We start from the raw sequence: 26,906 nt of genomic DNA, 5'->3' as shown, positions 1-26,906 counted from the left end.
TCAACTCCACCAATGCCACCCGAGCCTCCCCCGAAGCGTCGATAACGCCACGAGCAGGCTCAGATAACGATCAAGGTGTCAAGCATCAAGCGAGGCCAGAGTGTCAACCATCAAGCGAGACAGGACAAGGCATGATCGACGACTGGATGAGGACTTTCTCCACGGTTTCAAGGGCAGCCCGCCTACGGCGGCCTGCCGCGCCTGGGCGGTCGCCGGCCGCGCTGCGGCTCTTCGGCCGGTCGCGGCCACCGCCGCCCACGCGCTATCAGCACCACAGCAAATCGTTGAACAACGCGAGACGCATCACGGCTAGACGTCGGTCGTACGGACATGCTCCAAGCATCCAGCGGCATGAAGGACCTCAGCCACACAAAGATCTGCCGAGTTGCATTGACAGCTGATCAAGGCGGCGGGAAGGGACTGCGGGCCGACCGCCACACGCCTGCCGCACCGTCCCAACCGAAAGCTCCGACCGGGGTTGCCGCGCCGCCGCACAGATGCATCCCTTACGATCGCCTGAGGGGGCGATCGCCGTCCGTGGTTGGGGGCGATCGACGGTCCGGGACTTCGTTCCTCAGCCCCGGCCCACCGAGCATCCCGGTCTTGGCCCGCTCTCCTTACCGGTGGGACAACGATGTGACCTCTGCTCTCCCCATCACTGCACAGGTGGACGCGGGTTACGTTGTTGGTCTATGACCGTTCCCACCTGTAGAGAAGCCGCCGTCACCCACACATCGACGGGGCCTTTCGGGCACATAACGTCGCCATCCACGCTGCATGTCCCGTCCTGGACGCCATAACCTTGTCCACGCCCATGTGGCCGATAGCGTGGCCCCTCTGGGGCGAGATCAGGAGTGTGAGCGAAATGGACGTATTCGAAGTTCACCAACGGCTCATCCGCGACTACGAGTCCTATACGTCCTCGCTCGTTGAGGTGCGCGATCAGGCGATCGCCGCTCACGTTGATCGGGAACTTCAGCTGAAGACGCGCTGGCCGGACCCCTGGGTCTCGTTGAATCCGCGCTTTGTCTCCGGTGGCACCATACCCGAGCTGATCACCGATGACGTTCTTCACCCCGGAAGCGACGCGATCTTCCGCGATAAGAAGGAAGGGCTACCCGGATCGCCGCTCACGCTCTACCGCCACCAGCGAGAGGCCGTCGAACTGGCCCAGGACGGCCGTAGTTACGTACTTACTACCGGAACGGGCTCGGGGAAGAGCCTCACTTACATTGTTCCGATCGTCGACTCCGTCCTGCGTGACCCGCGCCCCGGCCAGATCAAGGCCATTGTGGTGTACCCGATGAACGCCTTGGCCAACAGCCAGTGGGAAGAACTCGACAAATATCTCAACCTGGGCTTTCCCGAGGACGCCCGCCCTGTCACATTCGCCCGCTACACCAGTCAAGAGAGCCTAGAGCGGCGCGATGAGATCCTCAGGAATCGGCCGGACATCCTGCTGACCAACTACGTAATGCTCGAATACATGTTGACCCGGCCGCACGAGCGGCAGGTACTCATCGAGGCGGCCCGCGGCTTGCGGTTCCTGGTCCTAGACGAGCTGCACACTTATCGAGGCCGTCAGGGAGCGGATGTCGCGCTGCTCGTACGCCGAGTGAAGAACGCGCTGGATGCCCCCGAGGTTCAGTGCGTGGGTACATCGGCCACGATGGCAAGTAGCGACGTCTTCGCTGATCAGCAGCGGGACGTCGCCAAGGTCGCCTCGAAGATCTTCGGGATAGAGGTTCTCCCAGAAAGGGTTATCGGAGAGAGCCTGGTTCGGGCGACGCTCGACCAGGCAGCAGACGACGACGAACTGAAGGCTGCCGTTATCTCCGAGGACTGGAGAAATCTTGGTTACTCCGACCTCAAAGCAAACCCCTTCGCTTGCTGGATCGAGTCCGTTTTCGGCCTGGATGCCGAGCCTGGTACCAACCGACTTGTTCGTCGCAAGCCAACCAAGATTCCGTATGTGGCGGCCGATCTGGCAGCCCGCACTGGCTTGCCTGAGGATCGATGCAAGAGCGCCATCGAGGAGATGTTCCGGGTAGGCTCGGCCGCTCGCGAGCCGGGGACGGGACGTCCCCTCTTCGCGTTCCGACTGCACCAGTTTCTCTCCAAGGGGGAGACCATCTACGCCAGTCTGGAGCCGCCGGCCGACCGCCATCTGACCAGTCATTATCAGGTGAGCGTGCCGCATGCGCGGGAGAAGACACTCTTCCCGCTGGCCTTCTGCCGTGAGTGCGGCCAGGAGTACTTCGCCGTGACGTTCAACGCTCGGCAGCGAACATTCGCCCCCGGCCACGCCGAGGAACTCCTCGACGACACGCAGGACCTTGGCTACCTGTACGTCAATCCAGATCACCCCTGGCCCGCCGACCCGCTAGGCGCGAATCGGCTGCCAGATACCTGGCTGATCACCCCCTCCAGCGGCCCGCCGCAGATCAAGCCGAGCAAGAGAGGTCAGCTGCCGCGGTCAATCGTGGTTTCGCCGGATGGCACTCAGGTCGGTCCGGAGCACGGCGTCGAGGCAGCTTTTATCCCCGGCAAGTTCCGCTTCTGCCTTCACCCCGAATGCGGGGTCTCCTATGAGCAACTACGCGGCAAGGATTTCGGCCGGGTGGCTACATGGGCCTATGAGGGGCGCAGTTCCGCGCTCACGGTGATTGGTACCAGTGTCTATCGGAGCCTGCGCACGGCAGCCGAGCCTCCTGCTCGCAAGTTGCTTACCTTCGTCGACAACCGGCAGGACGCCAGTCTTCAGGCAGGCCATGTCAACGACTTCGTCCTGGTGACCCAACTTCGCGGTGCCCTGTACCGTGCCGCGCTCGGGGAGAAGGAAGGTCTCACACATGAAATGCTCGCGCAACGGGTGGCTGGGGCGCTCGGCATAGACGTCGCCGATTACTCCGCAGTGGCCGACCCACTCACTGGTGTGCGCCGGTCGATCGATAAGGCGTTCCGGCAGACTCTGGAGTACCGCCTCTATCTGGACCTGGCTCGTGGCTGGCGGGTCAACATGCCCAACCTGGAGCAGACCGGGCTCATCAAATTCGACTATATGGACCTGGCTGAGCTCGCCTCTAAGCAGGAGCGCTGGGAAAGCGCTCATCCTGCGCTCAGATACGACCCCCCGGCGCATAGAGAGAAGGTATGCCGGGTGCTGCTCGACGAGATTCGGCGTGCGCTCGCCATTGACGTCGAAATACTAACCAAGGAGGGCTTCGAGCGACTACAGCATGATTCAGACCAATTGCTGACCGGCCCGTGGTCGCTACCGAAGAACTCCGCGGACCCCGAGGTGGGAACGGCTTTCGCCGCCCCGGCTCCGCCCGGACGGCGCACCACCGGCCTCTACCTGACTGGGCGTGCGGCATTCGGCCGGTTCCTCTGCCGTGACCGTGAGTTCAAGGAATGGCCGCATCGGCTACGTACCGACGACGCCGACATGATGATCGAATGGCTGCTTGCCGCACTCTTCGACGCGGGCCTGCTCACCGACGCGCCCCGGGACCGTGCCAGCGGCGCCCCCGGCTACCGGCTGAAGGCCTCGGTTCTCATCTGGCAGGCAGGTGACGGCTCCAGCGGCGTGCTCGACATCCTGCGTAAGACCGTCAAGACCGGTGCCCGGGTGAATCCCTTCTTTCGAGGGCTCTACCGGGACCACTCACCGCAGTTTGTCGGCATCCACGCCGCCGAGCACACCGCTCAGGTCACCAACGAGAACCGAGAACTTCGGGAGAAGGCGTTCCGCGCAGGTAGGCTCCCACTTCTGTACTGCTCGCCGACGATGGAGTTGGGCGTGGACATCTCCACGCTGAACGCAGTTGGCATGCGTAACGTGCCACCTACCCCGGCGAACTACGCTCAGCGGTCAGGCCGAGCTGGGCGAAGCGGTCAGCCCGCACTCGTCACCACTTATTGCGCCACTGGAAACTCACACGATCAGTACTACTTTCGCCGCTCAGAACGAATGGTCGCAGGCCGGGTAATCCCGCCCCGACTAGATTTGGCCAACGAAGACCTGCTCCGCTCGCACGTGCACGCCATCTGGCTCGCTGAGACCAATGCCAGGCTGGGCGGCAGCCTGGGCGACATCTTGGACACAAGCAACCTGGAGATGCTTCCCCTGGACGAGGGCCTACGCTCTCAGCTCACCGATCCCGAAGCTCAGCGGCGCGCGCTCATCCGCGCGAGGGACATCCTGACATGGGTGCCAGGCATCGAGGAAAGCGCCTGGTGGCACGACAGGTGGATCGAGGATGTGATTCGCTTCGCGCCGAAATCCTTCGACGACGCCTGCGACCGATGGCGGGCGCTCTACCGCAACGCCAAGGCCGACCGCGAGGAGCAGCACCGTAGGGTCCTGGACGCCTCAGTACGCAGGAACGACCAGCGCAGTGCGCAAGCCCGGCGGGCACAGGCCGAGAACCAGTTGAGCCTGCTCTTGAATAAGGACGGCGAGCAGACCTTCAGCGACTTCTACAGCTACAGGTATTTTGCTTCCGAGGGCTTCCTACCGGGTTACTCCTTCCCTCGGCTACCACTGGCCGCGTACATCCCGCCGGAGAAGAGCAGAGATGGCAGCTACATCCAGCGGTCTCGGTTCCTGGCGATCAGCGAGTTCGGCCCGAACGCACTGATCTATCACGAGGGGCAAAGGTTCGAGGTCACCCGGGTCCAGGTGCCCTCCGACGAGTCGGGGGCAGTCGCCGTCGAGGAAGCGCGGCTGTGCGCTTCGTGTGGATACTGGCATGTGCGCGGACCCGGCCTAGATTTGTGCCAGAACTGCGGTCATCCGCTCAGCGACATCCTCCCGCGGTTGATGGCCATGCAGACCGTCTACACCCGGGCGCGCGCCCGCATCTCTGCCGACGAGGAGGAGCGCCGCCGGTCGGGATTCGAGTTGCTGACCACCTACCGGTTCAGCGACCACGGGGCCCGTTCCGGCCGTCTCACCGCGGAGATCACCGCACTCGACGGGGTTCCGCTCGGCGAACTGGTCTACGGTGACACCGCAACGATCCGAAAGATCAACCTGGGCCGTCGCAGCCGTCCCAAGGACGCTCCGCTTGGTTTCTGGCTAGATGCCGCTAACGGGACCTGGTTGAGCGACACCCGAGTAAGGGATCGAGAGAAGGCTCTGGCCACCGAAGACGACCTGCCCACCCGGGATCAGGCAGCCCGGCCGGAGCGGATCATCCCATTCGTAGAGGACCGCCGCAACATCTTGGTCCTACGGCTGGCGCGCGCGGTTGAGCCCGAGGCAGCGACCACCTTGCGGTACGCCCTTGAGCGTGGCATGGAGGCCCTGTTCCAGTTGGAGGACTCTGAACTCACCAGCGAGGAACTGCCCGACTTGGAAAACCGTGGACGGATGCTGTTCATCGAGAGCGCGGAGGGCGGCGCGGGCGCGCTGCGACGGCTCCACGCCGAGCCTGGGCTCCTGGCCAAGGTCGCCGCGACCGCACTGGACATCATCCATGTGAGTCCCACGAAAGAGGACCTGGACCGGGCGCCCGGAGCCATGGAGCGCTGCGAGAAGGGCTGCTATGACTGCCTACTGTCCTACAGCAACATGTACTATCACCGCTCCATCGATCGACTTGCGGTGGTGGACCTTCTTGCCGCGCTGGCGGGCGCTTCCGTCAGGGCCGGCGGGAGCGGCGGCCTCAGCCCTTCTGAGCACGTCGGGAAGCTGCTTGAGTCGAGCGAGAGTCAACTCGAGCGCGATTTCCTGACATTCCTGAAGAAGTACGACTACCGTATGCCGGATGCGGCCCAGCAGTTGATCACCGATACTCAAACCCGGCCTGACTTCGTTTACCGTCTGGCAGGCGGTTCCGTGGCGGTGTTCGTGGACGGACCCCACCATGACGCCGCCCCAGCCAGAGAGCGTGACCTGGCCGCCGAGGATCGGCTCATGGATGCAGGCTGGATGGTCATCCGATTCCGATACGACGAGGAGTGGAACGTGGTGGCAAGACGTTACCCGAGTGTGTTCGGCCCCGGCGGGGAGCGCCGGTGACAACGCTGGCCTATCCTCCCGGTTCACTGATCTCCGCCCGGGGCCGGGAGTGGGTGGTCCTGCCCGAGAGCACGCCGAACTTTCTCGTAGCGCGCCCTCTCAACGGCGACACCGAATTCACCGCGGGATTCTTCCCCCATGAGGTCGGCGAAGCGTCATTCCCCGACCCGGTCGCGAGCCTAAACGAGCAAGGCGACTACACCAGTGCCAGGCTGCTGCGCACAGCGCTACGGGTGGGGTTCCGCGGCAGCGCGGGTCCGTTCCGGAGCCTTGCCGCAATTGCGGTAGAGCCGCGCGCCTACCAGTTGGTGCCGTTGCTGTTGGCTCTGCGGATGGATCCGGTGCGGTTGCTTATCGGCGACGACGTAGGCATCGGCAAAACGATCGAGGCCGCATTGATCGCCAAGGAGCTGTTGGAGCAGGGCTCAGCGAACGGACTGTCGGTGCTCTGCTCCCCAGCGCTGGCCGAGCAGTGGGCCGCCGAGTTGCGCGACAAGTTTGCCCTACCCGCTGTCACCGTGCTTCCTTCCACCGTGAACCGGCTGGAGAACCTCAAACCCGCGGATCGGGGTTTCTTCGAGCACTACCCGATCACAGTGATCTCCACCGACTTTGTCAAAAGTGAAAGACGGCGGGCGTTCTTCGTCCAGCAGGCTCCCGGCCTAATCATCGTTGACGAGGCGCATACCTGCGTCGGGAGTGGCACCCGAGACCGGCAGTTCCGCTACGAGTTGCTCAAGAACCTGGCGCGAGAGGAGGATCGGCATCTGATTCTGGTGACCGCGACTCCGCACAGCGGCAAGGAGGAAGCATTCCGCGAGCTGATCGGGCTACTCAAGCCCCGACTCGCCGCCCTCGACTTGCGCGACTCGCGGCACCGAGACGAACTAGCCCGGCACTTTTTGCAGCGCCGTCGGCACGACATCCGCCAGTTCTTGGACCAGCGGACCGCATTTCCTCGCAGTCGTAAGACACGTGACCAGCCCTACCTACTCCAGTCGGAGTATGCCAGGCTCAGTAGGGAGGTACTGGAGTACGCCCGGGCCTCGGTTCGCCGTGCCGACGGCGGGATCGCCTATCGGACCCGCTGGTGGTCGGCGCTGGCGCTACTGCGCTCCGTCGCATCCTCTCCCGCCGCCGCAGCAGCAACGCTCCGCAACCGAGGCGGTGGCGCTGCAGTGGCCAGCGAGAGCGAGGCGGACCTCCTGGGCAGAGCTGCTGTGCTTGACGAGGTGGAGGAGACGCCTGCCGAGGGGGTGGACGCCGCTCCCGCCGCCAACGACGACCTGCTCGACGTGGTCCAGCGCAAGCAGTTGAAGACCTTCGCCGACGCCTTCGACGAGCTGAAGGGCCCAGCAAAGGATCAAAAGCTAGCCACACTAATCAAGCAATTGAAGAACCTCGTCGGTAACGGCTACGACACGATTGTCTTCTGCCGCTACATTCCGACCGCGGACTATCTGAAGAAGGAGCTTGCCAAGGCGTTTGGCAAGAAGATCACTGTAGACGCGGTGACCGGTGAGGACCCACCAGAGGAGCGGCTGAGAAAGATACGAGAGCTCGTCACCGCGGAGGGCCGCCGGGTCCTCGTCGCCACTGACTGCCTCTCAGAGGGGGTCAACCTACAGGACGGATTCCAGGCGGTCGTCCACTATGACCTGGCATGGAATCCAACCCGACACGAGCAGCGCGAGGGCCGGGTCGACCGGTTCGGTCAGACTCGTGACGAGGTTCGCGCAGTGACGCTCTACAGCGCCGACAACGGCATCGACGGCATCGTCCTAGATGTGCTGTTGCGAAAGAGCCGCGAGATAAAGAAGACCACCGGGGTCTCGGTACCGGTCCCGGACCGTTCGGCCAAGGTGCTAGACGCGCTCTTCAAGGGGCTGCTGCTGCGCGACGACTCCGCCGACCAACTCCCACTCGACCTGGACTTCGCCGAGCAGCGTGACGCTCTCCAGGCCGAATGGGACCTCGCCGTCCAAGCCGAGCAGGTCTGGCGCGACAGCGCCGAACAAGAGTCAAAGGCGATCACGAAGTACGCCCACACCGGCCTGGACCCGCACGAGATTGAGCCCGAGATCGAGGCAGTTCGTGCGGCGCTAGGCAGCGCCGAAGACATCACCTCCTTTATCGAAACCACTCTCAAATCGCTCCATGCGCATGTGGTACGCGATGAGGACACCGGTATCCTCACCGCCGACCTTACGAATGTTCCCAGTGGAGCACGCCAGGCACTCGGCGTACCGCCGGCCGGCGACATCAAGCCGCTGAGGTTCCGGCCGCACCCGCCCGCTTCTGATGGGGAGCGCGCGCTGGTCCGCACCGACCCCGCGGTCGCCGGGCTGGCACGCTACGTGCTGGACGCCGCACTGGATCATAAGCTGGACAAGGGTGAGCGGCCGGCCCGCCGATCAGGGGTCGTTTCAACAGCCGCGGTCCCGAGCCGGACAATGCTGCTGCTGGTCCGCTACAGGTTTCACGTCACGATGCCGGATCGTACACAGGGCAGGTCCGAGCTCAAGACCCTTGTCGCTGAGGACGCACGAATGCTCGCCTACCGCAATGGGAAACGCTTGCCTGATGCTGAGGCGCTAGCTCTGCTCTCGGCGGAGCCCGACGCCAACGTTCTGCCGGATCTGGTCCAGCAGAACATGGAATGGGCGGTTCGTGCGACCGCCGCGCTCAAGCCGGAGCTACGGGAGCTTGGCAAGGAGTTCGCCACGGAGTTGCAGGACGCGCATCGGCGAGTCCGGAAACTCGCCGGAGCCTACCTCCAGGGGTTGCGTGTGGAGTTCCAGCCGGAGGCCGACGTGCTCGGCGTCTACGTCTACCTGCCCGGAGGCTCACCGTGATCTTCTCTCACGCTCAGATTGTCGGCGGGCTCTTCCCCGGCGGTCTGCTCGTCAAGGTACGATCCGGCGACCCGGACCTGCCCGCCGCGCGACCGGCCGACTACCACCTCACCGGGACAGACCGGCTCGGCGACGCCGCCGCCCGCAAGTGGCAGCACTTGCGCAGCGTCTACGCCTCCTACCGCACCGAACTCGACCGACTGCCCTCAAGCAGTGACGCGACCTCACTCACCCGTGAGCGCTGGTTGCAGCCGCTCTTCACCGAGTTGGACTTCGGGCGGCTGCCGTACCAACGTGGTGGATTGACCGTGGACGGACGGACCTATCCGGTCAGCCACCTGTGGCAGGACGTGCCTGTCCACCTCACCGGCTGGCATGTGAGCCTCGATCGGAAGGCAACCAAGGCGACTCGTGCCCCTCAGTCGATGCTCCAGGAGTTCCTCAACGTCTCACCCAATCACCTGTGGGGAGTGCTGTCCAACGGGCGGCAGCTACGCATCATGCGGGACTCCGCCTCCCTGTCCGGATCGTCCTACGTGGAGTTTGACCTTGAGGCGATCTTTGATGGGGACGTCTACAACGAGTTCTTTCTGTTGTACGCATTTCTGCATCAGTCGAGGTTCGAGCCGCTGCCACGCGAGGACGGAGCCGAACCAACCCCGGCGGACTGCCGGCTGGAACAGTGGCGGCAGTACGCAATCGACACCGGAGTGCCGTTCCGGCGACGGCTCGCAGCCGGGGCGAAGGCCGCAATCGAACGTCTCGGCACCAGCTTCCGCCTGTTCAACCCGCGCGTCGATAGGGCGCTAACCGACGGAACTCTCACTCCTGACGACTACCGACACGAGTTGTTGCGTTTGGTCTACCAGCTCATCTTCGTTTTCGTTGCGGAAGATCGCGGCACCCTGCTGCTGCCTGCCGGGCAATCGATCCCGGGACTCGACATCGCCGAGGCCAGAGACAGATACGACACTTACTTCTCCACGCGGCGGCTGCGCAGGCTGGCCAGGATCCGGCCCGGTGACCGCCATACCGACCTATGGCGCACGACCGTCATGGTGCTTGACGCGCTCGGCGCCGATGGGGGAAACCCGGACCTCGCTCTGCCTGGTCTCGGCGGTCTGTTCTTCCGGCCTGAGCACAACTCTCCGGATGATGGCAATTCCGGTACGGCTGACGCCCCTGATCGGCTCCCCCCGGACTTCTTGCGTGAATGCGTAATCTCCAATGAGGACCTGCTCGCGGCCGTCTACTCGCTCTCGGTGACCGAGGATGGCGGCCGAGTCACGACGGTCGACTTCAAACATTTGGGAGCCGAGGAACTGGGCAGCGTGTACGAGTCGCTGCTTGAGCTGCGACCTACGGTCGAACCGGGAACTCGGGCGTTTGTGCTGCTGCCACTGCCCGGCAACGAACGTAAGACGACGGGGTCGTTCTACACTCCTGCCGCGCTGATCGAATCGCTGCTCGACTCCACGCTAGATCCTGTCCTCAACCAGGTTTCGCGGACCGGAGACCCCGATGAACTGCTGAGTATCACCGTCTGCGATCCAGCGTGCGGCTCTGGGCATTTCCTGGTGGCTGCTGCCCGCAGGATCGCGAAACGGCATGCCGCAATGGTCTGTGGCGATCCCGAACCGTCGCCAGCGGAGATCAGCAGATCCATGCGGTTGGTCACCGCTAGCTGTGTGTACGGCGTGGACGTTAACCACCTCGCCGTAGAGCTGGCCAAGGTGTCGCTGTGGATGGAATCCCTGGAGCCAGGCCGCCCGCTGTCGTTCCTTGATGGACATCTCAAGGCGGGCAACTCACTGCTGGGCGCAACTCCCAAACTCGTCCGAAAGGGTATCCCCGGCGACGCGTACAAGCCAATGCCCGGAGACGACCCCGAGTACGCGACGCAGTTGCGTGCAGACAACAGCGCCGAGAGCGGCGGACAGGGCATCGCCGGCGGCCAGGCCATGCTGTCGTTCGGCGAGGATGACGAGATCAAGATCGACAACTCCCGAATCGCCGCGGCGGTCAGAAAGATCACACCGCGTCCCGACGCTTCCCTTCCGACGATCCGGGCGCAGGCACTGAGACTGCGGGAGTTTGAGCGACACGACCCGGAACGTACCCGGCAAAAACAGCTAGCCGACGCCTGGTGCGCCGCATTCGTCTGGCCGAAGACGCCCGGTACCCCCAAACCCATCACCCACGCCTCAATGGCTGCCCTGCACCGCGGAGAAGAGCTATCCCAGGATTCCGCAAATCTTCTCCGAGATCTAACGAAGAACTACGCGTTCTTCCATTGGTATCTGGAATTTCCCGACGTGTTCGCGACCGATGAGGCAGGCGAGAACGGGTGGAGCGGCGGATTCTCCTGCGTACTGGGAAACCCACCATGGGAGCGGGTCAAGCTCCAGGAGAAGGAGTTCTTCGCCGATCGGGATCCGCTGATCGCGAAGGCGCCCAATGCCGCTGCCCGCAAGCGGATGATCGACGATCTCGCGACCAGTGACGACGACGCCGACCGACTGCTGCACACCCGCTTCACTGAGGCGCTGCGCCGCTCGGCGGATGTCGCCCACCTACTGCGCGACTCCGGCCGCTATCCGCTGACTGGGCAGGGCGACATCAACACCTACTCGGTCTTCGCCGAGACCGCTCGCACGGTGCTGGCCCCCGGCGGGGCGGCGGGGCTGGTCCTGCCAACCGGCATCGCCACCGACGCGACCACGGCACCCTTCTTCGGCGATCTCGTGCGACGCGGCGCGCTGGCCTCGTTCCTGGAGTTCGAGAACGAGGAATTCCTACTCAGCAGGGACGTCGATCACCGTGTCCGGTTCTGCCTGCTGACGATCGCCGGGGCGCATGTGCCCGCAGCAACCGTGTCATTCGGCGCCCGCCGAATGAGCGACCTGCCCAGCCGGTCGTTCACGTTGCCGCCCGAGGAGATCCTCCTGGTAAACCCTAACACCGGGACACTACCGCTCTTCCGGTCCCGCAAGGACGCGGAAATCACCTTTGGGATCTACCGGCGGGTCCCAGTGCTGATTAGAGAGGCCCACCCAGATCGGCTGCATGAGCGCCCGGCGAACCCCTGGCGGCTGTCATTCATGACCATGTTCCACATGGCGAACGACTCCCGCCGATTCCAGAACGGCCCCAAGCTGGAACGCGACGGCTGGAAGCTGGCGGGCAACGTCTACCTCCGTGGGGAGGGTGAGGAGGCCGAGCGGATGCTCCCACTGCACGAGGCCAAGATGATCCACCACTTCGACCACCGCTACGGCACCTACCTGGGCCAGACCCAGGCCCAGGCCAAGATGGGCACCCTTCCTCGCCCCGGCCTGTCTGACAAGGACAACCCGGAGTACGCCATCCAGCCCCGCTACTGGGTCTCCGAGGAGGAGGTGGACGAGCGTCTCGGTGACCGCTGGGATCGATCGTGGCTCCTGGGCTGGCGCGACATCTGCCGCGCCACCGATGAACGAACCCTGATCGCCGGACTACTTCCGCGCACAGCCGTGGGGCACACCTTTCCCCTTATGATCACCGGCCGTCCCCTCGCCTGGCTCTATGCCAATCTCGCATCCTTGATCCTTGATTACGTCACTCGCCAGAAGATCGCAGGAACCCACCTCACTTACGGCTATCTACACCAGCTCCCGGTGTTGTCACCGGACGTGTACGACGGTCCGTGTCCGTGGCTGCCCACCGTACAGCTCGGAACATGGGTGTCGGATCGGGTGCTAGAGCTGTCCTACACGACATCGGACATGGCGGGGTTCGCGGAAGACCTGGGCGACTCCGGGCCTCCGTTCCGCTGGGACGCCGAGCGCCGGTTCGAGATTCGGTGCGAGCTGGACGCCGCCTACTTCCATTTGTACGGCGTGGCCCGTGACGACATCGCGTTCATCATGGACAGCTTCGGCGCGTTTCAGCGCAACGATCCGGAGCGATTTGCCCGCACTCGGGCCCGCATTTTGGAGATCTACGACGCGATGGCCTCTGCCGCTGCCGGCCGGAAGCCGTACGCGACGGATCTACATCCCGCTCCCGGGTCCGGCCTCCGGCACACCGCCGCGACCGCGCGGTAGACGTACCCGAACGCACGCCTGACCTGCACACGTCCCGACAGTTCCTGGCGCTGTCGGTGGCAGCTGGCACGGTCGCATCAGCTTCACCTATCTCACCCCTTCGGCACCCCCAACCCGATCGGATCCGCCATGCCCTCCACGGAAGAGATCACCGCCAAGGCGCTGTTTGCCCTGCTTCACGAGCTGAACCAGATCGATAACCCCCTGCCGGCTCGAGCCGCCTACGGCAGGGTGAAGGAGCGCTACCCCGAGTTGGAGGACGAGTGGACGCGCTCGGGCCGGGGTGGCGCCACCGCCGAGGAGATGCTCAGATACGAAACGAACTCTTTGGTCAAATGTGGCTGGTTGTACCGGGGAACCGAGGGGTGGGAGATCACCTCCGCCGGTAAAACAGCACTGCGTAAATATCCCGAGCCCGGACCCTTCGGCGCGGCCAAGATGGCCGAATATCGCAACTGGGAGCAGCAGCAGACGAACTTTTGGGAGGCGGAGCGGCTCACCGGGGCCATCCCGGAGGGCAGATGGGCGGCGGCTGATGATGTCGCTGGGATCGCGAAGGTCACCCCCGCGAGACTGACCGCGTTGCTTGAAGCCGATCGTCCCGACGGCTGGCGCAGGGTGCTATCCAAGGAAGGCCACGTCCCCAATACCGAGACCCGCACCCATGGCGACTGGCTGAACTCGCTGCGGAGCGAAGGACTGGATAACATCAATGGCCTGGTCGAGGCGGGTAAGCGCCTGAAAGCTGTCGATCTCGCACAGCTCATTCACACCACTGCCGAAGGGCAGCGGGCCTGGCTGGTCACCACCGACGTCGACGGCCGCAACCTCATGGGGCTGTGGCAATCGGAAGGCTTCTGCTCGCTTCGCGCCGAACGACTTCCGCCGCTGCCGCCGGGAGTCAGCCGGGACATCGTGCACGCCGCGGTGGAGGACGGCTACAGCTCCTTCACCTACAGCGAGCGGAGTCAAAGGACCACGGAGTTCTTCGCCTTCCTCTCACAGATGCGCGAGGGCGATCTGATCGTCGCCAGTGACGTGGACACCGCCTATCACTTCGGCCGGATCACTGGCCCACCGCTGTTCCTCGCATCACCTGGTGGGCTGTCTAATCTCCGAAGGACAGTCGAGTGGATCACCATGGAACCCATCGATCTGATGGACCTCCCGGACTCGGTGACCTCCCGGATCACGTCATACGCGGTGGTCGATCTGACCGAATGTCTCATGGACCTACGGGCCCTGGTCGGCGACGGTCCTAAGCCCGAGTCGTTCGCCCTGCCCGATGTGACCGAAGAGCTGGCAGAGGAGCTACTACTGCCGCACGACTGGCTACAGGAGTGCGTGGAGCTGCTCCGCGAGCGACCGCAATTGATTTTCGACGGGCCTCCAGGGACCGGCAAGACCTACCTGGCGAAAAAACTCGCCAGCCACCTCACCGGGGATCGTTCTCAGCAGAACACGATGGTCGTCCAGTTCCATCCTGGTTACGCCTATGAGGACTTCTTCGAAGGTTACCGGCCCGGCGACGACGGCAGCGGCTCGCTGAGCCTGGTGAAGCGTGATGGACCCCTCCGTCTTATGGTGACCGCAGCCAACCGTCAGCCTGAGCAGGTCTTCGTGTTGGTCATAGACGAGATCAACCGGTGCGAGCTGTCCCGGGTCTTCGGTGAACTACTCGTCTTGCTCGACTACCCTCGCGAGCCGGTCCGACTGCTGTACTCCCCCGAAGAATCCTTCACGCTGCCAAAGAATCTACACATCATCGCAACAATGAACTCCACGGACCGGTCGACGGTCCCGCTGGACGCCGCGATGCGCCGCCGGTTCTGGTTCAAGGAGATGCATCCGTCACAGGAGCCGGTCAAGGGTCTGCTCCGCCGCTGGCTGATACGTGAGGAACTCGCACTGGAAGGCGCGGATCTCCTCGACAAGCTCAACGACGCCATCGCCCAGCGAGACTTCAAGATCGGCCCGTCCTTCCTGATGCGAAGGATATTCCATGACTCAGAAGGCAGTCTGGAGCGGGCGTGGACCACCCAAATAATCCCGGCTCTACGCGAGATCCACGTCATGGATGGAGTCGATCCCGCCGAAAGATACAGCCTCAGGGCGCTCCGGAGCACCCGCTCATGACTGTGGTGACCCTGGACGAAGGCGGCGGATGGGTCACGGCGATGGTTTCGCCCACCACGGCTGATGCGCTGGAGAAGGAGAGAATTGCCACGGTTGGCAGGAAGCCAGACGGGACGCCTTATCGACTGAAGGCAAAGCTCCGGGTCGGCGCGGTTCGCTTCCCAGACCTGGAGTTGTGCATCAAGCCCAAGCTTTCGATCAGTCGTCTCTGGTTCCTCCTGGGTTTCGCTTACGACAAGGTGGAAAGAGGCTGGCAGGAGCAGGAGGTGACCGCGTGGGATCAGCCACATGTGCTGCCCGCGATGGCCTACGCCTTTCTTCACGCGACCGGTAAGGCCCTCGCATACGGTCTCCCGCACGGCTACCGTCGGGAGTCGCGGGCTCTCCCAGTAGTCCGTGGGCGGATTCGTGAAGCCGACCAGCTACGCCGCCACCACGGACAGATGCTCCCCATCGAAGTGGAGTACTCCTCTCTCACGTTCGACGTGCCTGAGACACGCGTGCTCCGCGCGGCGACCGAACGGCTGTTGACGCTGCCCGGCGTCGCGTCAGCTGCGGAGGCGAGGCTTCACGACCTGCTGCGGTTGCTGAACCGTGCGTCGTCCCCACGCCCAGGCGCCGTCCCGTCTTGGACACCCACTCCCTCGAACGCCAGATACCAGACTGCGCTCGGCCTGGCCGACCTCGTGCTCCGCGGAGGCTCCCTCGAATTCCAAGGAAACTCCAACCAACTGACAGTCAACGGCCTGCTGTTCTACATGGACAAGGTTTTCGAGGACTTCCTTGAGCACGCGCTCGGCGGACTTCTCACACCCCATGGCGGCGTCTGCAACGCGCAAGGCGTCGTCTACCTAGATACTGCGAACAAGCTGAAGATGGAAACGGACGTTCGCTGGTGGGAGGGCGACCGGACGCACGCGATCATCGATGCGAAGTACAGCGCGAAACCGATGAAGGCCGAATACCGATATCAGATGCTTGCCTATTGTGCAAGATTCGGTAGCCCGCAGGGTCACATTGTCTATGCCGGCGGAAACCGCGAGCCGACCCGGCGGCACCAGATCATCAACCCACGGATCGAACTCTTCGAGCACACCCTGGACCTGTCCGCCCCTATCGACGAGATCCGGGCTCAGGTCCAGGCGATCGCCGACCAGATCCTCGCTCTTTCCCATCCTGCAGCATCTACTTAAGGCTTGACGCGATCAGCACAGCGACTGACTCCCATGCATTGCGGGTGCTCGCGATGCGCCCGAATGTCGAAACAGATCCAGCATGGATGCAGACAGGCCATCATGAGAGTCGATAGAGTCGGCCAGACGAAACGGCATATGGACGGATGTGGAGGCCACAGCGGGTCACCCTGAACCATGATCGGCCTGACGCTTAATCAGGTTGGAGCGACTGAACTGAAACATTCGGCTATTGTCAATTCTTACCGACCGAGAATATGGAGGCTCATCTCACTGGCATGAGAGGCAACCCAGTTAACGTCACTGAACTCGGAACTTTTCAGACGGTCGGACTGAGCCAGCCGATGGTCCGATTCTGCTGTGCCAAGGCATGGGTTCAAAGAAGGAGCATGTTCTCTAGCGTCTTCCGGCCCGGGTGGAGAGCCCGATGACGAGCCTTTCCGCTCGGAATCCCTCGGTACAAGACTTTCCACCGGGGACACTGGTGCGCGCCCGTGGTCGTGATTGGGTGGTACTGCCGGAGAGTACCGCTGACCTCGTGGTGGCCCGCCCATTAAACGGTGACGGCACGTTCGTGGCCGGGCTGTTCCAAGACGAGATCAATCTCACGGAGTTCCCGCCGCCGGCGCCTACCCCGGGAGTCATCGGGAGCCATCAGGCTGCATTGCGGTTGCGTACCGCGCTGCAGCTGGGTTTCGCGGCAAACGCCGGGCCGCTGCGATCGCTCTCCGAAATTGCTGTTACTCCGCGGCAGTACCAACTCGTGCCCCTATTGCTCGCCCTACGACAGCAGACAGTACGACTGCTTCTCGGCGACGATACTGGTCTCGGCAAGACGATTGAAGCTGGACTTATCGCCAAGGAATTACTTGCCCAGGGCGACGCGCGAGGACTTGCGGTGATGTGCTCACCGACGCTGGCCGAGCAATGGCGGGATGAATTGGCCGTAAAGTTTGCCATTGAGGCAGAGCTGGTCTTGCCCTCGACTGCCGCACATCTTCAACGGGCAGCAGGAGGCGATTCAATCTTCGAGCGATACCCGTTCACCATCGTCTCCACGGACTTTCTCAAACAGGAGCAGCGTCGCGAGCTGTTTGCCCGTACCTGCCCAGATCTCATCATCGTCGACGAGGCGCACACATGCGTCACCTCGCCAAGTGATGGTGGGCAACGTCAGGAGCGGTATCAGCTTCTGCGTAGGATCGCCGACAACAGACTGCCCGATGGACGCCTTCGTCATCTCCTCCTCGTCACCGCAACCCCGCACTCGGGTAGCAAGGGCGCATTCCGTGAGCTACTCGGTCTGCTTGCGCCGAAGCTCGCCGAGCTGGACCTAGATCAGCGCCGGGGTCGGGAAGAACTGGGCAGGCACTTCATTCAGCGTCGCCGCCGCGATATCCGCCGTTACCTCGATGAAGAGACCTTATTCCCGACAGACCGGCAGTTCCGCGAGGTCGGCTACCACCATACGCCGAACTATGCCGATCTCCACCGTCGCACGCTCGCCTTTGCTCGCGAATCGGTTCGCGGCGCCGACGGAGAGCTAACCCGTCGGATGCGCTGGTGGTCGGCACTTGCCCTATTACGTTCTGTCGCCTCTTCGCCTCGTGCCGCCGCGGCCACCTTTCAGGCGCGCTCGGCAGCAGCAGCGGCTGAGACCATCACCGAAGCAGATGAGCTGGGCAAATCCAGCGGTTACGACCTGCTCGAGGGCGCGGCGCTGGAGGGATTCGACACAGCGCCGGGTGCCAATGACGAGACCTTACCGGAGAGCGCCCGCGGACGCCTGCAGGCACTAGCTACCGAAGCCCTCGCGCTGGAGGGCACAACCCACGACGCCAAGCTCGCCACAGTTATCAACGAGGTCAAGGCTCTGCTCAAGGACGGCTACGACCCGATCGTGTTCTGCCGGTACATCGCAACTGCCGAGTACGTTGCTGACCATCTGCGTAAGACTCTTCGTAAGAAGGCGGCTGTCGATGTGGTGACCGGTGCACGGCCACCACACGAGCGGGTTACGCGGATCAACCGGTTAACAGATCAACCAGGGCAGCACGTGCTCGTGGCCACGGATTCCCTATCGACCAGTGTGAACCTCCAGGAGCACTTCCAAGCAGTCATCCACTATGACCTGGCGTGGAATCCGATGCGGCATGAGCAACGCGAGAGCCGGATCGATCGATTCGGCCAGCGACGCGCCTATGTGCGATCCATCACCCTCTACGGCGCGGACAATGGCATCGACAACGTCGTTCTTGATGTCCTAATCCGCAAACACCAGTCGATTGCCCGGCAGACCGGCTTGGCCGTACCGGTGCCCGTGCGCGCCGATGGCGTACTGAATGCCCTGATGGAGGGGTTGCTGCTCCGTGGAAAGCAGCCCGAACAGCTTGCGTTGGATGCCACTGTCGCCACGCAGCGAGACGACCTGCATCGTGCCTGGCAAAGCTCTGCCGACCGGGAGTCCATGGCGCTCACCAAGTACGCTCACCCCGGAGTCACCCCGGACGAGGTAAAGGACCTAATCACCGACCTGCACTCCACCCTAGGGACGCCAGCAGACGTACGTGCCTTCGTTAGGCAGGCGCTCCAGCAGTATGGCGCCATTCTCACTCCCACCCGGGACGGCTTTGCCGCGCAGACGGCAGACCTAGCCCCTACCGTACGTGACGCACTCGGACTGGCTGACAGCGCGAATGAGCTGGTCTTCCATGACGACCTGCCCGTGCCGCCCGGCCATCGTGCACTCGTGCGCACCGATCCTGTGGTTGCGGAGCTCGCTCGCATTGTGTTCGAAAGCGCACTAGAGGAGGCACCAGGCAATGGCGAAGCAACGGAAAAAGAGCCGCATCGCAGCTCTGCCGCCCGGTACGGCGTAACCAAGACCACCGCAGTAGGCACCCGGACTGTCCTACTATTAGTGCGCTATCGATTCCATCTCATGTATAGCGGCGTGGCCCAACCCCGTACCGTGATTGCCGAGGACACCCAAATGCTCGCCTACCGCACCAGCGCCGCGAGCCACGAATGGCTCCCTCCTGAGGAGATCAGTGCATTACTGAGCGCGGAGCCGGAGGACGTTCCGGAGGAGTTCGTGCTGAGCCAAGCCAAACGCGCGGTGGCTGAGCTTGGAGAGGTGCGTGATGAGCTCACCGCTCGCGGAGACGAGCTAGCCGCGCGGCTTCAGGAGGCCCATAAACGACTCCGCATGGCAGCTGGAAGGAAAAGGGGCAGCTTGAAGGTAGAGGCCAACAAGTGTGCCGATGTGCTCGGCGTCTATGTCTTCGCACCTGCGGGCGAGATGCTATGAGGCGCCCGTGACAGCCCCTTTCACGATCCGCATCGAGGGTGGCCTGCTCAGCCACGACCTGCTCAAACGCATCACCAAGGACAAGGGCCCCCTGCCAGGCAGCCGGCCCGAGGACTACTACCTGCCTCCAGGCGAGCAACTGGAAGAGGCCGCCAGCCGCCATTGGGATTACCTACTCGGTACATACAGAACGTTCCGGAAACTGCTAGATCAACCGACCAGCGCGCCGACGGCGACACTGACTAGGGAACACTGGTTGCTGGTGCTGCTGAGCGAGCTCGGCTTCGGCCGAGTGCCACAGGTAGGCGACCTTGCCGCAGGAGCGAAGTCGTATCCGATCAGCCACGCGTGGGGCCATTTGCCGATCCACATTGTGGGGTGGGATCGTGGCCTCGACCAGCACGATGACAGCGGCAGCAATGCCGTCCGAGCACCTCAGTCGATGCTGCAGGAATTTCTAGACGCCAGCGACGATCACCTTTGGGGTGTGCTCTCCAATGGCAAGCTACTGCGCATCCTGCGCGCCTCAGCCGCACTGTTCGGATCATCCTATGTCGAGTTCGATCTAGAAGCCATCTTTGACGGTGAGCTCTATGCCGATTTCGTGTCGCTGTTCGCTCTGCTGCACTTCTCACGATTCGAGCTTTCCGCGCCTGCGTACGAATCAGCGACACCTTTCGACTGCTGGATAGAGCAGTGGCGGACGTACGCGGTAGAGACCCGGCTTCGGGTCGGGGATGAGCTGCGAGCCGGCATAAAACAGGCGCTAGAAGAGCTGGGCACTGGGTTCATCCAGGTCAACCCGTCCCTGCGCGATGCACTGCAACGAGGGCCACATCACGGCGGGATCTCGGCCGAAACGTTCCAGCATGAACTCCTACGGCTGGTTTACCAGCTGATCTTCCTATTCGTGGCCGAAGATCGTGGTGTCCTTCTGAAGCCTGATCCCGACCCCCGGCTAGGCGAGCTCGACAAGGAGCAAGCCGAGCGAGAGGCCGATCTCCAGGCCGCCCGGGAACGCTACAGCACGTACTTCTCCACCGCGCGCCTACGTCATATCGCTAGGCATCGACGCGGTGATAGGCACCGCGATCTTTGGTGCGGGGTATTGATCGTATTGAACGCTCTCAGCGCTGAGGGAGGCAAGCCTGAGCTGGCCCTTCCTGAGCTTGGCGGCCTGTACTTCCCCAGCGGCGCGCCGAGACAAGACGCCTCCGCACCTGACTTTCTGCGCGATTGTGAATTGCCGAACGACCGACTGCTGACCGCGATCCGGCTGCTGAGCGAGATCTCCGACGGGGAAGGGGGGCGCGAGCGCATCGCCTTCGCAGAGCTCAGCGCAGCAGACCTAGGTCATGTATACGAATCCTTGCTTGAGCTGGAGCCGCAGCCGGATACGGCAGCCTTGCGCTTCCAGCTTGAAGCGAGGGGCCCGAACCACGAACACAAAACCAGAGGGTCGTACTACACACCCACACCGCTGATCGAGTCACTGCTCAACACCGCTCTTGACCCAGTGATCGACGCGTATGCCGCCTCCGGCGTTGCAGACGATTTGCTAAGTATCACGGTCTGTGATCCCGCATGCGGGTCCGGGCACTTCCTTGTCGCAGCAGCCCGCCGTATCGCCCGCCGATACGCCTCCATACAAGCGGGAGATGACGAACCGACCCCCGAAGTAATCCGCGACGCACTTAGCAAGGTTACCAGACACTGTATATACGGTGTCGATATCAATCCACTCGCCACTGAAATAGCTAAGGCGTCCCTATGGCTGGAGTCGTTAGAACCAGGGAAGCCATTGGCCTTTCTTGACGCGCACATTAAGGTTGGCAACTCCCTGCTGGGCGTGACCCCTAAACTACTCAAAGAAGGTATCCCGGACGCCGCCTTCAAGGTAGCCGATGACGACGACCCCGCAGTCGTACGCGAACTTAGAACCGCGAACCAGAGGGCTAGAACTTTGGGGCAGCTGAATCTGGTCGACGGGGACATCCTCATCAACACCGGAAACCTCCAGCCCAGTCCCGATGACAGCGAGATCACCACCTTGCAGGGCACTACTCTCACTGATATGCGCAAGCAGGCCCACCGCAACCGCGAACTCCAAAACTTGCCGGCGGAGCTACATCGGAAACAGATTGCCGATGCTTGGTGCGCAGCCTTCGTATGGCCTAAGCGAAAAGATGCTCCACCCGCGATCACAACGGAGACGATCCGGAAACTGATCGAGAACATTCCGCTATCCGACGATAGCGCTGAACTGCTCGGGAAGATTTCCAGTCAGTATCGCTTTTTTCATTGGCACCTCGAGTTCCCGGAGATTTTCCAAGTAGTGAACCGAGATACCACCGACGCCAACCCTGACACGGGCTGGCAAGGCGGATTCTCGTGCGTGCTCAGCAACCCTCCGTGGGGCCGGGTGAAGCTGCAGGATAAGGAATTTTTCGCGACCCGCATCGAGAAAATTTCCAGAGCGCCAGATGCCGTCACGCGCAAGAAGCTTATCAAGACACTCGCCGATGCCGATGACCTCGCCGAACGAGCGATGTACCAGGAGTATCAAGCGGCTCTGCGCGAGTCGATGGGCTGGTTGCAACTGTTCCGCGACTCAGGCCGTTACCCGTTGACCGGCCATGGCGACGTGAGCACCTACGCGGTGTTTGCCGAGGCCACCCACACGATTACAGGCCCACGCGGACGATGCGGTCTCGTACTGCCTTCAGGCATCGCCACCGACGCCACAACTGCACAGTTCTTTGCAGACCTATTGCGACAGCGCGCGCTTGTCTCTTTATTCGATTTCGAAAACGAAAAGCAAGTCCTACAGGGAGTGCACAGACGGTTTCGATTTTGCCTCTTCACCATGCTTGGCCGTGCACTGAATGTCAGATCAATCGAACTGGCATTTCGGATGCAGCGCGCCGAGTCGCTCGAAGGGGCGAAGTTTTCACTTACTCCGGAAAATATCGAAAAGATCAACCCAAACACGCTGACCTGTCCAGTTTTCGAATCGCGACGCGATGCGGAAATCACAAGCGAGATTTACGACCGGCTTCCGGTGCTGTGGCGAGACAATCCAGAGTCAAACCCATGGTCGCTGTCATTTTCGACAATGCTGCATCTGGCGAATGATTCGCACCTATTTCGCGCTCAAGATGACGCGGAGATCAGAGAAGGGGGGTGGCGATTGCAAGGTAACGTCTATGTCCGAAACGTGGGCCAGAACACGGAGCGCATGATTCCGCTTTACGAGGCTAAGATGATTCATCACTTCGACCATCGGTTTTCAACATACGAGACCGTCATCGAAGCAAAGCCGGCCAAGCGAATGGCGCCCAGACTAACACCCGAGCAGCACGCCAACGCTGATCTCGTCGTGCTTCCACGTTACTGGGTAGAGGAAAGAGAAATTGCCGGCCGGCTCGAGGGACGCTGGGACAGCGACTGGCTGATCGGCTGGCGCGATATCACTCGCAGTTCCGACGAGCGGACCTTGATCGCAACAGCACTACCTTGGGTTGCAGTGGGCCACAATCTCCCACTAATTATGCCGAAACGACATGGCCCGCTACTACTCGCGAATCTCAGCAGCTTCGTGCTCGACTACATCTCTCGTCAGAAGCTCACCGGAACGTCAATGGCCTTCTTTATCCTCAAGCAGCTGCCAGTGGTTCCGCCAGAACGGTACAGTCGACCGGTCGAATGGCTACGTGGTGCTTCTTTGGCGAACTGGGTCGAGATGCGAGCGCTGGAGCTCACATACACGGCCTGGGATATGGAGTTGTTCGCTCGCGAGCTTGGTGACGTGGGACCTCCTTTCGTGTGGAACGACGAGCGCCGCTTCTCGATACGCGCCGAATTGGACGCCGCGTACTTCCATCTCTACGGCGTGGAACGTGACGATGTCGTATTCATCATGGATAGCTTTCGAGCGTTGCGGAATGGTGATCCAGTTCGATTCGCGCGCACCAAAGCAATGATCCTGGAAACCTACGACGCAATGGCGAATGCTGCGACTCTAGGCGGTTCATACCGAACTCCCCTCGACCCACCGCCCGGTCGGGGATCTCGTCATCCAAATCACTGACCTACCTGACATAGCCCAGGAGCCCTGACCGTGAGCAATCCCCTTGATCGGCAGCAAAGCCTCTCGGATCGACACATTTCGGCGCTAGTTGAGATCTTGCGTGTATTGCCAGCGGGCAACTGGACAACTTACGGCGAGCTCGCAAAACTCCTCCACACTTCGCCGATCGTCGTGGGCCGTTACATGACTGACCCAAGACTGCCTAATCCCTACCGTGTGCTCAATTCACGAGGTGAGATCGCCAAGGGTTTTCACTGGGGCGAACACGGTCGCAGTGATGCCCCCAGAGAGATACTTGAGCGTGAGGGGGTTGCCTTCAGTGCACAAGATCGCGCAGCAAGGGAACAGCGCGTGAGTGCGGAGCAGCTTCGCGAGCTCCTGGGAGACCGGCGTGATGATGTCCTCGGTCCAGTGGCGAAACGTATATCTGCAGACAGGCGCCACCGTCCGGCGGTCCCAATACAACCCCTTTTTGACGATGGCGGTGTAGCGGCGATGGAGCAAGCTATCAGCGGCCGAGCTGATCTTCATAAGCATGAGTACGGGCCAAATAGCAGGCTACTCTTTGCCGCTGAACTAATCCTGGACATCTCCGACATTCATACGGTCGCTGCCGAAGCGCTAATAGATGGGGGCGAGGACAAGTCATGCGATTTCCTGTATGTAGATCCTGATGCTGGGCTCGTGGTCCTGGCCCAAGGATATGAGGCTGAGCAGACTAATAAGGATCGAGCTCCTCAGAGAAAAGCGGCTAGCCTCCATCAGGCCGCTGCCTGGGTATTTACCCACGATATTGCACGCGTGCCTCAGCGAATAAGACCTGCCGTCGAGCAGGTCCGTCAAGAAATCAGTGATGGCCTAATCCGAGAAGTTCGCATTTGGTATGTTCACAATCTTCCAGAGTCGCAGCACGTGGCCGACGAGCTCGCGGCCGTTGAAAATCTAGTGTCAAGTGTGCTCGCTTCCCACAAGACAGAAGTCGATGTGCGGGCCGAAGAGATCGGACGGAATACTCTAGCGGCATGGTACCGAACATCTGTGACTCCAATCCTCGTGACCGAGGAATTCAGCGTGGATGTAGAATCCTACATAGAAGCTTTCGGACCCAAATGGAAGGCGCACTCGGTGACAGTCCCAGCTAGCTGGCTGCAGGGCAAATACTGGGAATTCGGCGACCTCTTGTTCTCGGCCAATGTCCGCGGGTTTCTTGGTAAGCGCAAGAAGATCAATGCGGACATCCGGCGGACTTTAGAGAAAGAGCCATACAACTTCTGGATATTCAATAATGGGGTTACTGCCCTCGTCAACGACGCTAAGTATGACTCCCAGGCAAAACGGCTCCTCGTCAGCGGTATGTCGATTGTCAACGGAGCACAGACCACGGGCGCTCTAGGAGAGTTCGCAGACCCAACTGCCCTGGCAGATGCGCGGATCCCGATACGATTCATTACGTGCGCGGACCGTGCGACAGTCCGCGATATTATCCGTTTCAATAATCAACAGAACCCGACAGAGCCGTCGGATTTCCGCAGCAATGATACTGTACAGCGCCGGCTAGTCACGGAGTTCGACAGACTTGGGGTGATCGGGTACACGGGCGGGCGACGTGGAATCGACACCCGACGACCCAGCGATATCGATGTCGAGACCACATCAGCAGCCAAAGCCCTCGTAGCGTTCCACGGTCAGCCGGGCATCGCTCTCCATTCACGGGGGCAAATTTGGGAGGACGACGCACTCTACGGGCGACTCTTTTCAGATGCGACTAGTGCGTTACATCTTTTGTTTTGCTGGGGGTTGATGCGCGCAATTGAGCAGCATAAGGGATCGTTGCTTGGACAGAAATTGAACGAACTTCCCACCGGGAAGCAAGATCAGCGGTCTTTCTTCAATCGGCCCGGTTCGATTCCGCTCATGGTCGCCGCCGTGGGTGACTGCATGGAGGACCTACTTGACCGCAAGATAGCCCACTCCTTCCGCCTTGCATTCCGCACGCCCCTATCCGCCTCTGATGCGATCAGGGCCTGGCGATCCGTCGTAGCAAAGCTAGCACCGTTCGCATGTCATGAACTTGGCCGCGTGCTGGATAAAGGTGCGCTGCCACGCGACTTCGACAGCAAGGACATGTTAAAGGAGTGGCGCATGCGAGTGCAGACGATCGCCGGCGATTGGACGGACCTACGTGATGCACTGCGCAATCAAATTATCGGCTGGCGCTGAGATCCCATACCGCTGAGATGCCGAACAGGTGTTTTCGCAGATCAAACCCATCACGCAGTATCGTCTCGACCCTCTACAACGGGGTACCGCAATTCAACTTAGTTACGTCCCTGGCGGCAGGTGTAGAACCGGCCCTGAATGACGCGTGGCCTTCACGACCACGGGCCATTCCCCTGGGGCATGCGACCGAGATCACCGGTGCGGACGCATTCGAAGCAGAGATCAAGCAACTGGGCCACAGTGGCCCTGCAACTGCAGATCGGCTATGTGTCCGAATCAGTGGATTCGTGCAAGGGTCCAACGTCTCCGGTGAGGCTGTTGAGGTCAAGGCGCAGGTTCCCGGCGTCGAAAGAACCGATTGGATCACGAATGCGGGACCAGGACGGAGCCGTCGTATTAGCCTCGTAAACGCGGTAGAGGACATAGCGTCGACGGGCGCGCACTGCAAGCCGGAACTCCGAGGCGGGCCAGCTGAACTTGCCTTGGCGTCCTGTCGTGGACTTGACCTCGACCCACAAGTCGGCGCCGTCGTCGTCCACTGAGACGATGTCATGGTCAGCGCCGGGGACGGAGTCGGCGATCCACTTCACGCGATCTGGTGAAAAGCCAAGTCGCCTGACTCGCTCCCGCTCGACGCCGAGGATGATCTCCTCGCCCCGGCGGCCCACCTCCCGGTCATCCTCAGATTCCTGGTAGCTGCGCGGCGACCAATTGATGGAACGACCCCCACCTGAGGATGCCTGTCGCCGCTGCGGTGGCATGCCTGCTCCCGCTGCCTCCCAGGACCGGACGTGCCCAAGGTCAGGCAGTGGCGGCCGCGGGGCACGAGTCGGCATCGGTGCTGGCAACTGTTGCGTACCGCTAGGAGCTGTTTCTTAGATCTGCTGACTGATCGTGTCTAGGCCGTCACGATGGGCCTATGGGTCGAGGTGACTTAACCAACGCGGAGTGGGAGCGGCTCAAGCCGCTGCTGCCCGAAGGTGGCCGGC

Annotated in this window: 9 protein-coding genes; 8 read left to right on the top strand and 1 reads right to left on the bottom strand. The window is 62.0% G+C overall.

Annotation, left to right across the window (positions count from 1 at the left end; all coding sequences use genetic code 11):
* The first annotated feature begins 865 nt into the window (after positions 1-865).
* From DMB42_RS52075 to DMB42_RS52040, 8 genes are all read left to right on the top strand, one after another.
* Positions 866-6,028 (top strand): DEAD/DEAH box helicase, encoded by a 5,163-nt coding sequence (locus DMB42_RS52075; protein ID WP_125649637.1) that lies wholly within the window; start codon positions 866-868, stop codon positions 6,026-6,028.
* The gene (locus DMB42_RS52070) at positions 6,025-8,883 is read left to right on the top strand and encodes a DEAD/DEAH box helicase (protein ID WP_260478443.1); all 2,859 of its coding nucleotides are present in this window, start codon (positions 6,025-6,027) and stop codon (positions 8,881-8,883) included. The genes DMB42_RS52075 and DMB42_RS52070 overlap by 4 nt, the downstream gene beginning before the upstream one ends.
* On the top strand, positions 8,880-12,968 hold the full coding sequence (locus DMB42_RS52065) for an Eco57I restriction-modification methylase domain-containing protein (protein WP_125649634.1): 4,089 nt from the start codon (positions 8,880-8,882) through the stop codon (positions 12,966-12,968). Before DMB42_RS52070 ends, DMB42_RS52065 begins: the two co-directional genes overlap by 4 nt.
* 129 nt (positions 12,969-13,097) lie before the next feature.
* Positions 13,098-15,104, top strand: coding sequence for an AAA family ATPase (locus tag DMB42_RS52060; RefSeq protein ID WP_125649632.1), 2,007 nt, complete (start codon positions 13,098-13,100; stop codon positions 15,102-15,104).
* Positions 15,101-16,297 (top strand): McrC family protein, encoded by a 1,197-nt coding sequence (locus DMB42_RS52055; RefSeq protein ID WP_125649629.1) that lies wholly within the window; start codon positions 15,101-15,103, stop codon positions 16,295-16,297. The genes DMB42_RS52060 and DMB42_RS52055 overlap by 4 nt, the downstream gene beginning before the upstream one ends.
* 427 nt (positions 16,298-16,724) lie before the next feature.
* Positions 16,725-19,607 (top strand): helicase-related protein, encoded by a 2,883-nt coding sequence (locus DMB42_RS52050; RefSeq protein WP_125649626.1) that lies wholly within the window; start codon positions 16,725-16,727, stop codon positions 19,605-19,607.
* 7 nt (positions 19,608-19,614) lie between these two features.
* The gene (locus DMB42_RS52045) at positions 19,615-23,697 is read left to right on the top strand and encodes an Eco57I restriction-modification methylase domain-containing protein (protein ID WP_260478442.1); all 4,083 of its coding nucleotides are present in this window, start codon (positions 19,615-19,617) and stop codon (positions 23,695-23,697) included.
* A gap of 30 nt (positions 23,698-23,727) precedes the next feature.
* Positions 23,728-25,917 (top strand): AIPR family protein, encoded by a 2,190-nt coding sequence (locus DMB42_RS52040; RefSeq protein ID WP_125649622.1) that lies wholly within the window; start codon positions 23,728-23,730, stop codon positions 25,915-25,917.
* A 263-nt stretch (positions 25,918-26,180) separates the two neighbouring features.
* Here DMB42_RS52040 and DMB42_RS52035 read toward each other — a convergent pair whose 3' ends face one another.
* Positions 26,181-26,678, bottom strand: coding sequence for a DUF3883 domain-containing protein (locus tag DMB42_RS52035; protein WP_185845343.1), 498 nt, complete (start codon positions 26,676-26,678; stop codon positions 26,181-26,183).
* Positions 26,679-26,906 lie beyond the last annotated feature (228 nt).

Origin of the sequence: Nonomuraea sp. WAC 01424, from assembly GCF_003947315.1 — a bacterium.
In the GTDB taxonomy this organism is placed as follows: Bacteria; Actinomycetota; Actinomycetes; order Streptosporangiales; family Streptosporangiaceae; genus Nonomuraea; species Nonomuraea spiralis.
The sequence above is the reverse complement of the archived record's forward strand: the minus strand, read 5'-3'. Positions and strand labels throughout refer to the sequence as shown.

Excerpts from the sequence above, each read along its gene's own strand:
- DMB42_RS52060 (WP_125649632.1), top strand. The coding sequence starts at position 13,098 with ATGCCCTCCACGGAAGAGATCACCGCCAAGGCGCTGTTTGCCCTGCTT.
- DMB42_RS52035 (WP_185845343.1), bottom strand. The coding sequence starts at position 26,678 with ATGCCACCGCAGCGGCGACAGGCATCCTCAGGTGGGGGTCGTTCCATC.
- DMB42_RS52075 (WP_125649637.1), top strand. The coding sequence starts at position 866 with ATGGACGTATTCGAAGTTCACCAACGGCTCATCCGCGACTACGAGTCC.
- DMB42_RS52050 (WP_125649626.1), top strand. The coding sequence starts at position 16,725 with ATGACGAGCCTTTCCGCTCGGAATCCCTCGGTACAAGACTTTCCACCG.
- DMB42_RS52055 (WP_125649629.1), top strand. The coding sequence starts at position 15,101 with ATGACTGTGGTGACCCTGGACGAAGGCGGCGGATGGGTCACGGCGATG.